Source organism: Pseudomonadota bacterium (assembly GCA_034189865.1).
GTDB lineage: Bacteria > Pseudomonadota > Gammaproteobacteria > UBA5335 > UBA5335 > JAXHTV01.
On the sequence record JAXHTV010000006.1, the window covers coordinates 23,507 to 36,581 of the forward strand.

At 59.1% G+C, this 13,075-nt stretch carries 14 protein-coding genes; 10 read left to right on the forward strand and 4 right to left on the reverse strand.

Going from position 1 to position 13,075, the window contains the following annotated elements; all coding sequences use genetic code 11:
• Positions 1-84: 84 nt before the first annotated feature.
• A complete protein-coding gene (locus tag SVU69_04595) occupies positions 85-963 on the forward strand; it encodes an SDR family oxidoreductase (protein ID MDY6942273.1) in 879 nt (292 codons plus the stop codon).
• Positions 964-978: 15 nt separating this feature from the next.
• Here SVU69_04595 and ubiD read toward each other — a convergent pair whose 3' ends face one another.
• The gene (ubiD, locus tag SVU69_04600) at positions 979-2,442 is read right to left on the reverse strand and encodes a 4-hydroxy-3-polyprenylbenzoate decarboxylase (protein MDY6942274.1); all 1,464 of its coding nucleotides are present in this window, start codon (positions 2,440-2,442) and stop codon (positions 979-981) included.
• A gap of 136 nt (positions 2,443-2,578) precedes the next feature.
• Here ubiD and dapF point away from each other — a divergent pair, with 136 nt between their 5' ends.
• The 9 genes from dapF (at position 2,579) to ubiB (ending at position 10,648) form a co-directional block, all read left to right on the forward strand.
• Positions 2,579-3,403 carry a diaminopimelate epimerase gene (gene dapF, locus SVU69_04605; protein MDY6942275.1) on the forward strand — a complete coding sequence of 275 codons (825 nt, stop codon included), beginning with the start codon at positions 2,579-2,581 and terminating at the stop codon, positions 3,401-3,403.
• 28 nt (positions 3,404-3,431) lie between these two features.
• Positions 3,432-4,130: a DUF484 family protein gene (locus tag SVU69_04610; protein ID MDY6942276.1), complete on the forward strand. Its 699-nt coding sequence runs from the start codon at positions 3,432-3,434 to the stop codon at positions 4,128-4,130.
• The gene (gene xerC, locus SVU69_04615; protein MDY6942277.1) at positions 4,131-5,054 is read left to right on the forward strand and encodes a tyrosine recombinase XerC; all 924 of its coding nucleotides are present in this window, start codon (positions 4,131-4,133) and stop codon (positions 5,052-5,054) included.
• 88 nt (positions 5,055-5,142) lie between these two features.
• The gene (gene hslV, locus SVU69_04620; GenBank protein MDY6942278.1) at positions 5,143-5,679 is read left to right on the forward strand and encodes an ATP-dependent protease subunit HslV; all 537 of its coding nucleotides are present in this window, start codon (positions 5,143-5,145) and stop codon (positions 5,677-5,679) included.
• Between the two features lie 55 nt (positions 5,680-5,734).
• Positions 5,735-7,075: an ATP-dependent protease ATPase subunit HslU gene (gene hslU, locus SVU69_04625; GenBank protein ID MDY6942279.1), complete on the forward strand. Its 1,341-nt coding sequence runs from the start codon at positions 5,735-5,737 to the stop codon at positions 7,073-7,075.
• A 39-nt stretch (positions 7,076-7,114) separates the two neighbouring features.
• Positions 7,115-7,486 (forward strand): DUF971 domain-containing protein, encoded by a 372-nt coding sequence (locus SVU69_04630; protein MDY6942280.1) that lies wholly within the window; start codon positions 7,115-7,117, stop codon positions 7,484-7,486.
• 81 nt (positions 7,487-7,567) lie between these two features.
• Positions 7,568-8,332 carry a bifunctional demethylmenaquinone methyltransferase/2-methoxy-6-polyprenyl-1,4-benzoquinol methylase UbiE gene (ubiE, locus tag SVU69_04635; protein MDY6942281.1) on the forward strand — a complete coding sequence of 255 codons (765 nt, stop codon included), beginning with the start codon at positions 7,568-7,570 and terminating at the stop codon, positions 8,330-8,332.
• 16 nt (positions 8,333-8,348) lie between these two features.
• Positions 8,349-8,984, forward strand: coding sequence for an SCP2 sterol-binding domain-containing protein (locus SVU69_04640; protein MDY6942282.1), 636 nt, complete (start codon positions 8,349-8,351; stop codon positions 8,982-8,984).
• A complete protein-coding gene (gene ubiB / locus SVU69_04645) occupies positions 8,981-10,648 on the forward strand; it encodes a ubiquinone biosynthesis regulatory protein kinase UbiB (GenBank protein ID MDY6942283.1) in 1,668 nt (555 codons plus the stop codon). The genes SVU69_04640 and ubiB overlap by 4 nt, the downstream gene beginning before the upstream one ends.
• Before the next feature lie 19 nt (positions 10,649-10,667).
• On the opposite strand, the gene SVU69_04650 is transcribed toward ubiB, so the two are convergent.
• The 3 genes from SVU69_04650 to SVU69_04660 are packed head-to-tail and all read right to left on the reverse strand — an operon-like array spanning position 10,668 to position 13,063.
• A complete protein-coding gene (locus SVU69_04650) occupies positions 10,668-11,654 on the reverse strand; it encodes a TIGR00341 family protein (protein ID MDY6942284.1) in 987 nt (328 codons plus the stop codon).
• Between the two features lie 57 nt (positions 11,655-11,711).
• Entirely contained in the window at positions 11,712-12,263 is a 552-nt protein-coding gene (locus tag SVU69_04655) for a DJ-1 family glyoxalase III (GenBank protein ID MDY6942285.1), read from the reverse strand.
• A complete protein-coding gene (locus SVU69_04660; GenBank protein ID MDY6942286.1) occupies positions 12,260-13,063 on the reverse strand; it encodes a divergent polysaccharide deacetylase family protein in 804 nt (267 codons plus the stop codon). Before SVU69_04660 ends, SVU69_04655 begins: the two co-directional genes overlap by 4 nt.
• Positions 13,064-13,075 lie beyond the last annotated feature (12 nt).

Genomic DNA, 13,075 nt, shown 5'->3' on the forward strand with positions numbered 1-13,075 from the left:
CACACGAGGCTCTTGCCTGACTGTTCGACAAAATCTATAAGGGCCCCATCATCGGCATGCAACCCCTCGGCAGGAAGGAATTGAATGGCCACGGTAGTGATCGTCGGATGTGGGGACATCGGCCAACGGGTGGCCCGACTCTATCAAAAACGCGGCGTTAAATTGCTCGGCGTAGTCCGCAGCGATAACAGCGCACGAAAACTTCGGAATCTCGGCATCGAATCGATGAGCCTGGATTTGGATGTGAACGGACCAGGAGATGGGCTGCCCACCGCGGACAGCACTATCCACTATTACGCTCCACCCCCCCGGGAAGGTCGGGGCGATCCCCGGCTGGAACGATTTCTTGCTGGTATCGATCCCGCCAAGCGGCCAAAGCGCATTGTTTACATCAGCACCAGTGCTGTCTATGGCCACTGTGACGGTGACTGGGTTGATGAAGACCGGGCGCCGAGCCCTGACACAGACCGTGGCCGGCGACGACTGGCAGCCGAACAAATACTGACCGAATGGTGTACCCGAAACGATGTGGAGTATGTGATTCTTCGCGTCCCCGGTATTTATGGTCCGGGGCGCCTACCCGTCAAGCGGTTAAAAAGTGGCGCCCCCATCGTAGATGAGAACGAAAGTTCCTATACCAACCGCATTCACGCCGACGATTTGGCCCAGATTTGCTTCGCGGCCGCCGACAAAGCACCCTCCGGACGGGTCTACAACGTCAGCGACGGTCACCCCACCACCATGTCCGATTACTTCCTGCGGGTCGCCGATCTTTTGGGCCTGGAACCACCGCCGACCATCAGCCTGGACGAAGCGCAGGAAGTCTTGAGCCCGGCCATGCTCTCGTTTCTTAACGAATCCAAACGGCTGGAAAACAAACGCATGGTGAAAGAACTCAAAGTCAAATTGAAATATCCCACCCTACGTGACGGCTTGCCGGCCTGCCTGAACGATTCGGAGTAAATATCGCCCTGTAGGTCAGATATCAAGCGAATCCCAAAGGCTGTCGATACGCCGCTTCACCGTCTCGTCCATGACAATGGGACGTCCCCAAACCCGGTCGGTCTCGCCTGGCCATTTATTGGTGGCGTCCATTCCCATTTTCCCCCCCAGACCCGGCACGGGCGAGGCAAAATCCAAATAATCGATGGGACTGTTTTCCACCAGGTGGATATCGCGAACCGGATCCATACGCGTGGTCAAGGCCCATATGACGTCTTTCCAGTCCCGCGCATTCACGTCTTCGTCCACCACAATGACGATCTTGGTATACATAAACTGCCGTAGAAACGACCACACACCCATCATCACGCGTTTGGCGTGGCCCGCGTACTGCTTTTTCATGCTGACCACGGCCAAACGATACGAGCAACCTTCCGGCGGCAGATAGAAATCCGTGATTTCCGGAAACTGCTTTTGCAGAATCGGCACGAAAACCTCGTTGAGCGCCATGCCCAAAATGGCCGGTTCATCCGGTGGACGACCGGTGTAGGTGCTGTGATAGATCGGTTGCTCACGGTGGGTGATGCGATCGATGGTGAACACCGGAAATGTCTCGGTTTCGTTGTAATAGCCAGTGTGATCGCCGAAAGGCCCTTCGACCGCCGTGTCATCGGGGTGGATGTGCCCTTCCAAAACGAACTCGGCACTTGCCGGCACCTGAAGATCCGAGCCCTTGCACTTAACCAACTCCGTGCGCGAGCCACGTAACAAACCGGCGAAAGCATACTCGGAAAGGGTATCGGGCACGGGGGTGACAGCCCCCAGAATCGTGGCCGGATCGGCCCCCAATGCCACGGCTAACGGGAACGGCTCGCCGGGATGCGCACGTTGCCAATCCTGAAAATCCAATGCCCCGCCGCGGTGGGAGAGCCAACGCATGATGACACGATTCGGTCCGATCACTTGCTGACGGTAGATACCCAAATTCTGCCGCGTTTTCTCGGGCCCGCGCGTGACCACCAGCCCCCAAGTGATGAGGGGACCCGCATCGCCTGGCCAGCAGGTCTGTATGGGTAAACGACCCAGATCCACCTCACTGCCTTCGATCACCACCCGCTGACACGGTGCCCGCCAGACTGTCTTCGGCGCCATATCCAGCGCTTTGCGCACGATGGGTAGCGCATTCCAGGCATCACGTACGCCGCGCGGTGGATCGGGTTCCTTCAAAAACGCCAAGACCCGGCCGATTTCATGAAGCGCTTCGGTATCATCCGCGCCCATGCCCAAAGCCACTCGGCGTTGGGTTCCGAACAAATTGGCCAGCACCGGGATATTCGATCCTTTCGGCTGCTCGAACAGGATCGCCGGCCCGCCATCGCGCAAAACGCGATCGCAAATTTCGGTCATCTCCAGGTTCGGATCCACCGGAACACTGATCCGTTTGAGCTCGCCCAACTGTTCCAGTCGCGACATAAAATCGCGCAGATCTTTGTATTTCATTGAATTGACAGGTCCTTTCAAGCCAGCCCCGATACGATGCGGATTATCACAACCCGCTTGACAGCAAACGTTACCGCGCGATCGGATATCACGGCTAAAATAGCTTCTCTTAAGCGCAAGGGGTATCTTCTCCCGTATGGGCCTCCGTTTTACCAAAATGCACGGCTTGGGTAACGATTTCGTGGTTATCGACGGCGTGCACCAGCGCGTGAACTTGAACGCTGAACAAATCCGATCCATTGCCGACCGGCATTTTGGCGTGGGTTGCGATCAACTCCTGCTGGTCGAACCGGCCAGTGCCCCCGGCGCCGATTTCCGCTATCGGATCTACAACGCCGATGGCCGGGAAGTCGAGCAATGCGGCAACGGCGCCCGCTGCTTCGCCCGTTTTCTTCTGGACCACGGTCTGAGCGATAAGTCCGTCATTCCCGTTCAAACGGCCGCCGGGCTCATTGAGCTCTATCCCGAAGGCGAGATGGTGCGGATTAACATGGGCGTGCCATCACTGGAACCGGAGCAAGTGCCCTTCAATGCACCAGGGCGCCGCATTGAATATACCCTTGCCGTGGGCGATGAGACCCTGACCCTCGGGGTGGCGGGAATGGGTAATCCGCACGCGGTGTTACCGGTTAACGATATCGATACCGCACCGGTGGATACCCTCGGCCCGAAATTGGAACACGATGTCCACTTTCCCAGCCGGGTCAATGTGGGATTTATGCAAGTCATCTCGCGCGACCACATCCGTTTGCGCGTTCACGAGCGCGGTGTGGGCGAAACACTGGCCTGCGGCACCGGCGCCTGTGCCGCGGTGGTGGTCGGCCGTTTGTGGGAAAAGCTGAACGAGGAAGTTCGGGTGAGCCTCCCGGGAGGTGATTTAACAATTCGATGGGCCGGCGAGGGAGAGCCTGTCTGGATGAGCGGGCCAGCGGTGACCGTCTTCGAAGGCGAACTGGCCTGACATTGAAACACCGGATAAGACATGGAGCATGATGGATAACCAAGCCAACGAGCGCAAAGAAATCGATGCGGATGAAAGCGCACAATTCATCGAATTTTTACGCCGCCATCCCGATTTCCTGCTGCAACAACCGGAGCTGCTCGGCCAACTCGAAATACCCCATGCCACCCACGGCGCCACCTCCTTGATCGAACGTCAGGTCGGTGTGCTGCGCGATCGAAACCGGCAACTGGAATCCACCCTGGATGAGCTGTTCAGCCAGGCACGCAACAACGAGTCACTGGTCGAACGGGTCCACCGCCTGGCGCTGACCCTGATTGAAGCGACTGACTTGACGAGCGCGCTGGCGGCCATCATCGGCGGCCTTCGCCAAACCATCGGTGCCGACGAGGTGACGTTAGCACTGCCGGCGGCCTGGGCCGAAGGGCAAGAGCTCGAAGAGCTCAGACCGCTGGATACCCAATGGCCGTCCGAACTTGCGCAGCTCTGCGAATCCGATCAACCCCGCTGCGGGGTCTTTCAGGCCACGACGATCCAATACCTGTTTGGCGAGCGAGCAGAGCACGTATCCTCCGCGGCGATCATCCCCATGCGAATCGATGATGAACCGGTCGTGATCGCGTTGGGGGGCCACGAGGCCGAGCGTTTCTCCGAAGAGATGGGCACCCTGTTTTTATCACGCGTGAGCGAATTGGTGAGCGCGGCCCTGCGAACCCGCCGGTGGTAAATGGACGCGCAGGCTCGCGACCAACGCTGCGCTTATCTGGACCAACTGCGAATCGAACGACAGCTCTCGCATCGCACCGTTGAAAGCTACGCCCGGGACCTTATGCTGGTGGAAGCCCACTGCGGTCGGGTTGCTGTTGCCGATTGGGGCGCCTTGCGCCGCCACCACGTTCAAGACTTACTCGCCCACCAGCATCGGCGGGGTCTTTCGCCGCGCAGCCTGCAACGGCTCTTGTCCGCGCTGCGCGGCCTATATCGATATCTGATCCGGGAAGGTTGGGCGGCGCACAACCCGGCCGAGGGGGTGCGGGCACCACGCCAACGACCCGCTCTTCCAAAAGCGCTGGATCCGGACAGTGTCGATCGGTTGTTAAGCCTCCCGCCAGGAGCGCAGACACCCTTGCTGATCCGAGATCTGGCGGTCACCGAGCTCATCTACTCCTGTGGGCTGCGCTTGGCCGAGACTGTGGCACTGAACTTGGGCGATCTCGAGCTTGCTGCCGGCGAAGCGCGGGTGACCGGCAAAGGGAACAAGACTCGGGTGGTACCCATAGGCGAGTTCGCACGCCGGGCCCTTAAACGATGGTTCACCATCCGCAGTGAATGGGTCGCCGCCGGCGAACAGGCGGTATTCATCAGTCAACGTGGCAACCGGCTCTCAGCCCGCAGCGTTCAGTCCCGTCTTGAGAAGTTGACCCAACGGCAAGGATTGGATCGCCACATCTCCCCGCACATGCTTCGCCACTCCTTCGCCACCCATCTGCTGGAATCCTCCGGTGACCTTCGTGCCGTTCAGGAACTGCTCGGTCACACCAGCATCAGCACCACACAGGTTTATACCCACCTGGATTTTCAACACCTTGCCCAGGTCTACGACAACGCCCACCCCCGAGCCCGCAAGCGCACCAGAAGACAGCACGACTAGGGCCGGGATCATGTACAATTTGCCGCCTAAGCACCCCTTGATGATTTAAACGCTCGCCGGATGGCCGACGGGCTTGCGGAGGCTTGCCGTGCAACAATTTCATGGAACCACTATCCTGTCGGTCCGCCGCGACGGACGAGCGGCCATGGCCGGTGACGGCCAAGTGTCCATGGGCGACACCGTTATGAAAGGGAACGCTCGCAAAGTTCGCCGTCTGTTCCGCGATAGCGTCATTGCCGGTTTCGCCGGCGGAACAGCCGATGCATTCACGCTCTTCGAGCGATTCGAGGGGAAACTGGAAGCGCACGGCGGGCAGCTCGCGCGCGCCGCCGTTGAGTTGGCCAAAGATTGGCGGACCGACCGCATGCTGCGCCGGCTCGAAGCGCTGATGTGCGTGGCCGATGCTCAAACCTCGCTCATCATCTCGGGCAACGGTGATGTGATCGAGCCGGAACAGGACATCATGGCCATCGGCTCGGGCGGCCAGTATGCCTTGTCGGCGGCGCGGGCGTTGGCGTTCAACACCGACCTGTCGGCCCGCGATATCGTGGAGAAGTCGCTCCATATCGCCGCGGATATTTGTGTTTACACCAACCATAATTTGACCATTGAAGAAATCGGGTAACACGGGTCCGCTTTCCTCTCTTCTCAGAGCGTGCGCCGCACGCAGGTAAGTCGCCATGTCCTACATGACACCACGGGAAATCGTCGAGGAACTCGACAAACACATCGTCGGCCAGAATTCCGCCAAGCGGGCAGTGGCAATTGCGCTGAGAAATCGTTGGCGGCGGCAACAGGTCGCCGAACCTTTGCGGGGAGAAATCACCCCCAAGAACATCCTCATGATCGGCCCCACCGGTGTGGGTAAGACCGAGATCGCGCGCCGCTTGGCGAAGCTGGCCAAAGCGCCATTTTTAAAGGTGGAAGCGACCAAGTTCACTGAAGTCGGTTACGTCGGCCGGGAAGTTGACTCGATCATCCGCGACCTGGCGGACATGGCGTTCAAGATGACCCGGGAGCAGGCCATCGAAACCATGCGTTTCCGAGCCGAGGAAGCCGCCGAAGAGCGTATTTTGGATGCTCTCCTGCCGCAGCCCCGGGCACCCTACGGCGGCGCCGAATCGACGGTCAGCGAGGACACCCGACAGAAAATGCGCAAGAAGCTGCGGGAAGGTGATTTCGACGAGAAAGAAATTGAAATCGACACCCAAGGCAGTTCCATGGGGGTGGAGATCATGGCGCCGCCGGGCATGGAAGAACTCACCGGGCAGCTTCAATCCATGTTTCAAAACCTGGCCGGATCCATTTCCACGCGGCAGCGGCGGATGAAAGTGAAAGACGCTTTCAAGCTGTTAACGGACGAGGAAGCACTGAAGATGGTCAACGAGGACGACCTGAAAGTCCAGGCCATCAAAAACGTGGAGGAGAACGGCATCGTCTTCGTCGACGAAATCGACAAAGTCTGCCGTCGCTCGGATATCACCGGGAGCAGCGGCGCCGATGTCTCGAGAGAGGGTGTCCAACGCGACCTCCTGCCGTTGGTCGAAGGCTGCTCGGTTAGCACCAAATATGGCATGGTGAGAACCGACCATATCCTGTTTATCGCCTCGGGCGCTTTTCATCTCGCCAAGCCGTCCGACTTGATCCCTGAACTCCAGGGAAGACTCCCCATCCGGGTGGAACTAGAACCGCTGCGAATCGAGGATTTCGTTCGCATCCTGACCGAGCCCGATGCATCCCTGACCCGGCAATACCAATCCTTGCTGGAAACCGAGGGGGTCACACTCCAATTTCAACCCGAGGGGGTCAACCGAATTGCCGAGGTGGCGTACCAAGTCAACGAGCGGACCGAGAATATCGGCGCCCGTCGCTTACACACTGTGATGGAACGGTTGTTGGAATCGGCTTCCTTCGAGGCTTCCGACCGTTCGGGTACCACGGTGACCGTCGATGCCGCATTCGTCGACGCATCTTTGGGCGATATCGCCAAAGATGAAGACCTCAGTCGCTATATTTTGTAACCGCCACGACATGGCCGCAGTGTATTGAGATTGTCCAAGATGAGCAGCAAGCCGACGCCCCGCCCGACACGGATCACGTTGCACCAACGCTCCCGACTGCTGGAGGTCGCCTTCGACACCGGCGAAACCTTCTCGATGAGCTGCGAGTACCTGCGGGTTTTCTCGCCTTCAGCGGAAGTGCGGGGACATGGCCCCGGCCAGGAAGTGCTTCAAATCGGCAAAGAAAATGTCAACATCACCCGCATTGACCCGGTGGGGCATTACGCTGTTCGACTACATTTCGATGACGGCCATCACACTGGATTGTACTCCTGGAGCGTACTGTACGAGTTGGGAACACAACAAAGCGCCAATTGGAATACTTATTTGCAACGATTAAAGGCCGCGGGACATCAGCGCAAAGGCGAATAAAGCCATCAAACGGGCGGGGCCGAGGCCACCCCGGATGAACGAGCGGCGCCGACGCATCACCTTCGGCAGAGGGACAGCGAAATGAGCGATCAAGACGATTCGCATTCCGACCAAACCCATTTTGGTTTCGAGCAGGTACACCGAGCCGACAAGCAACACCGGGTCCGCGAAGTCTTCGATTCGGTGGCTCCCCGCTATGATCTGATGAACGATTTGATGTCGTTCGGCCTTCACCGGCTGTGGAAACGCTTTACGGTCAATTTGGCCGCGGTGCGCCCCGGTGAGACGGTGCTCGATCTCGCCGGCGGCACCGGGGATTTGGCGCGCCAATTCGCCAAACGGGTCGGACGCGACGGCCATGTCATTTTGTCCGACATCAACCAGGCCATGCTCTCCCGCGGCCGGGAGCGGATGATCGACCACGGGGTATTGGGCAACATGGGTTTCATGGTGGCCAATGCCGAAAAACTGCCCATCCGGGACGCAGCGGCGGATTGCATCACCATCGCGTTCGGCCTTAGAAACGTCACCGAACAGAACGCGGCGTTGGCCGAAATGTACCGCTGTTTGAAACCCGGCGGGCGGGTGCTGATTTTAGAGTTCTCGACCCCCGCAATCGCCGCCTTGCGCCCCGCCTATGACTGGTATTCGTTCAACGTTCTGCCGCGAATGGGGCGCCTAGTGGCGGATGATGCTGACAGTTACCGCTACCTCGCCGAAAGCATTCGGATGCATCCCGACCAGCAGACCATGAAACACATGATGGAAGAAGCCGGTTTCGAGAACTGTCAATACTTCAACCTCTCCGGCGGGATCGTCGCCATCCATCGCGGTTACCGGATATGACCCATCGAGGCCCTCAGTGCTGAGCAACGATAGCCCGGTTCTGGCCGCGGTGGAGCAAGCGCTCAACGCCGCCATCGGCCAAAGCCCCAGTGCCATGAATATTTGCCGAGGCTTATCCGGAAAGCGGCTGCAGTTGCATTTTGCCGACCTGGATATGGACCTGTTTCTGGTATCCCATGGCCACAACGTCCAAGTGTTGCGACGGTTAGACCAACCGGCACAGACCTGCCTCTCCGGAAGTACCCTGGCCCTGACGCTCATGGGTTTAACCGAAACCCGGCCCGGTGCGCTGTTTTCGGGTGAAGTCCGAATCAGCGGCGATGTGGAAACCGGTCAGCGTTTTCAGAAACTGTTGCGCCTTGCGGCACCGGACTGGGAAGCGCTGTTGGCCCGCGTCACCGGCGATGTGGTCGCGCATCAAGTGGGCGAGGGCGTGCGTGGCGTGGCTCGCTGGCTGAAGCAAAGCCTGAAGGCCGTGGGGGAAGACCTATCGGAGTACTTGCAGTACGAAACCGGCGAAATCCCGGACGTTGGCGAGTTGGGTGAATTCGTTCGCGACGTCGACCAGCTGCGGGATGACACCGAGCGCCTCGAAGCACGGCTTGAACGCATCGAGAAAACCTTGTCCGAGAACCAAGAAGCCGACTCATGATTGGGCACACGCCAATATTTCGTATCCTCCAGGCTGGGCGCGTGATTCTGCGTCATCGACTCTACGAGGCTGCGTTCCTCATCCCTATCTTGGCCCCTTACGCCAAACTGCAATATTTGCTGCCGTGGCACTGGTTCTCGACGCCGGAGCCGCCGCTGGCCGTTCGCATCCGGCTGACGCTGGAAGAACTGGGCCCGGTCGCCATCAAAATGGGACAGGCCTTATCTACTCGACGCGATTTGCTGCCGCTGGATGTGGCCGACGAGTTGGCCAAACTCCAAGACCGCGTCCCGCCCTTTCCCGGCCATATCGCCAGACGAATCATCGAAGAAGCCTATGGTTCTCCCCTGGAGCAGGTGTTTTCGCAGTTCGATGAAAACGCCTTGGCTTCCGCCTCCATCGCCCAGGTTCACTTAGCCCGGCTTGTCAAAGACGACCGGGAAGTGGTGGTGAAAGTTCTGCGGCCCGGGGTTGAGGAGCAGATCCGCCGCGACCTGCGCGTGATGTATCTCATGGCCCGGCTCATCGAGCGATTCCTGCCCGACGGTGATCGACTCCGCGCCCAGGAAGTCATTGCCGACTATGAGAAAACCATTCTAGATGAGCTCGATTTGGTCCGCGAAGGCGCTAACGCCACCCAGACCCGGCGCAATTTTCAGGACCGACCGATCCTTTACGTACCGGAAGTTTTCTGGGATTGGACGCGACGAACCGTGTTAGTGACCGAGCGAATTCATGGCGTACCCATCAGCGACCTCGAAACGCTGCGCGCTCGGGGCGTCAACCTCAAATACTTGGCCGAACGGGGCGTGGAGATTTTCTTCACCCAGGTGTTTCGACACAATTTCTTCCATGCCGACATGCATCCCGGCAATATCTTCGTAGATACTAGCACCCCCCAAAAGCCGGGTTATTTGGCAGTGGATTTCGGCATTGTCGGTAGCCTGAGCAAAGAAGATCAGCAGTACATCGCCCACAACATTTACGCATTTTTCAACGGAGATTACCGCCGTGTTGCGGAGTTGCACGTCAGTTCCGGCTGGGTTGCCGAACATACGCGACCGGAAGAACTCGAATCGGTCATTCGCACGCTGTGCGAACCGATTTTGTATCGCCCGTTCAGTGAGATCCCATTCAGCCAACTGCTGTTGCGCTTGTTCGAAATTGCCAGACGCTTCGACATTCAAGTGCAGCCGCAGCTGATACTACTCCAAAAAACGCTGGTTCAAATTGAGGGCCTGGGACGTCAGCTCTATCCCGAGCTGGATCTGTGGACCACCGCCAAACCGTTTATGGAACGATGGATGCACGAGCAACTGGGCTTACGCGGGGTCGTGGGCAAAGTCCGGGACAATCTTCCGGAAATGATGAACACGCTCCCGACGCTGCCGCTGACCGTGGATCGTGCGCTGAAAAGCCTTCATGCGGCGGAGCAACGCCAACAGGTGCTCGAACAACAACTGGAAAATGTGGACCAACAATTAAAAAGAAACGGCCGCCGGGGCGTACTTGCGATTGTCGGTGGAACACTGGTGGTCAGTGCGGCCATTTTGATGGGATTGGACGAGATCACACCCCGATGGTGGCTGGAAACGCCGTTTTCGACCTGGGTTTTAGGAACCGCTGGCGCACTTTGTCTGGTGGCCGCTTGGCCCAACAACTAGCGTTGTTCGCCCGCAGCGCTTAGTTGGCCATCAGCACGTGTCGCAACGCCACAGCGCCTAACAGAATCAGCAGCGAGATTAGCCAAAACACAATAAACGCCATCAACGAGCGCCGCGCTCGCTGTCGTTCCATCCAGGTTCGAGGTCGCACCCCGCGCCAGGCAAAAACCAACTTGGCCGCCAGATTGACGCTGACCACGTTAACCGCCAACAACAGTCCGGCACCAAGCGCCAGCGGCCACTGCCCGGTACCCAGCAACAGCCCCAACACCGTGGCCGGCGGCAACAAGGCGACAGCGACCATCACACCCACCAGCACGGACGACACGCCGGTGGTCATAGACAAGGCGGCCGCCGCGCCAGAAGCCAAGGCCAAGGCCACCCCGTCCAGGCCAACATCCGTGCGCGCCAGCACTTCCAAACTGCCAAGTGGCGTGGACCACATCAACCCGACAACAAACGCAATGGCAATGGCCAGCAGTAGACCGGTGAATGTGGTCCGGAGCGCCGTCGCCGCCAAATGATGATCGCCAATGGCGGTGGCCAGCGCCAGTGCTAGGTTTGGCCCCAACAACGGCGCAATCAGCATCGCCCCAATGACGACGGCGACGTTGTCGCTGATCAATCCGACGGCCGCCACCACACTGGACAGCGCCACCAACCCCAGAAAGCTCAGATCCAACCGCGCACTGCGTTCCATTTCTTCGATCAGCTCTTCGCGGGTGGTCTTTGATGCCTCCTGTGCCGCAACCTCCCCTGCCGGGCGCGGCAAAACGGCCTCCACCGGCAATAGCAAAATGCGGGAGCCCTCACTCGCACCGAGCACTTTTTGCAGCCCGTCGAGCAGCGCCTGTGTACACTCATCGGTGACCAAGATTCGCACGCACACCCGCCCGCCCGTTTCATCGGCCTGAAGCACCCATGAGTCAATCACTTGTCGTTGCTCAGCCAAGCCCTGCACGGTGTCTTGATAACCTTGTTCAGTGACAACTTCAATCAGATGCATGGGTTTGTATTCCAGATCATCAGGAGGACGACAGAGAAACAGGAATTGAAGCGCGCTTCAGGAACGTTGTAGGGCTGCTTCCACTGCGTGGCGCTGCTCCGGGCCGAGTAGGATCTCAATCAGGGCCAGAGAAAAATCCATCGCGGTTCCCGGACCTCGCGAAGTGATAATGGGACCATCCCGCACCACCGGCTGCTCAAGATACATCAGCCCAGGCACCGCTGCCGGCTTCAAAAAACCCGGGTAGCTGGTGGCCATTTTTCCCGCCAGCAAGCCCGCCTCGGCAAGAACTTTCGGCGCCGCGCAGATCGCTGCCACGTATTTTCCGGCCGCAATCATCTCCCGCAACAGGGGCAGAATCCGATGATCTCGCGCAAGGCGCTCGGCACCTTGGGCGCCACCGGGCAGCACCACCATGTCGTAAGAATCGGCCAAGGCCTCATCGAGGGTTTGGTCCGGAACAAGCATCACACCCCGGCTCGCCCGAACCGGGCCGGAGACCAGCCCAGCGCTGACCACGACCACCCCCGCACGCCGAAGCAGGTCGATGATGGTCACCGCCTCGAGCTCCTCACAACCTTCGGCCAAGGGAACGAGAACCTGTGTCATGGTGAGGGTTCCTGCTGAAACCGTATCGCGTCCTGCAACGATATCAACTCCACCCCCTGCGCGCACAACTGGGGTAAGGCGGTTTCCAAGTAGGCCAACGTTTCCGGATAAGGATGTCCGATACCGACCGACACGCCGTTCTGCCGGCCCAAGGCGACCAATCGCTCGAACTCGCGCTGGATGGCATCGTCATCGCGGACATGATCTAAGAACACGTCTCGGCGAGTGTGCGGAATCTTGGCCGACGCCGCGGCGGCCATCGCCACACTTTCTGGCGTGGTGTAACTATCGACGAAAAATAGGGATTGATCTTGCAATTCTTCCATCAACCAGCCCATGGGCTCGCGATGACGCGTGAGCAGGCTTCCCATGTGCGTATTCAGCCCATGGACCGCGGGTAGTGATTTTAGATTCTCACGCACGATCTCACGAAAGTGGCTCTCGCTCATCTTCATCGTGAGCCCGCCCGGACCAAGCGCCGCACCGGTTTGCGGCTGTAGAGGCAAATGCAGCAGAACTTCTTTACCCGCGTTGCGAGCGGCAGCGGCAAGTGCGGCGGCGTGAGGCCGGTGTGGCAGGAATGCCAGTGCCACAGGCCCCGGTAACGCCACAGACCGCATGCCCAGGGTGGAGTTCTGACCGAGATCGTCAATGATGACAGCAACCCGCGCACGCGCCGACCCCGGGCCTGACGGCACAGGACAGCTTGCCTGCGCAGACGGCGGTGACCACCCCACAACCAGCAGCACCGCGAACAGCGCGCCCGCCCATTGTCTGCGGTTACATACAAAAAGCGACATGAGCCAGGTGCC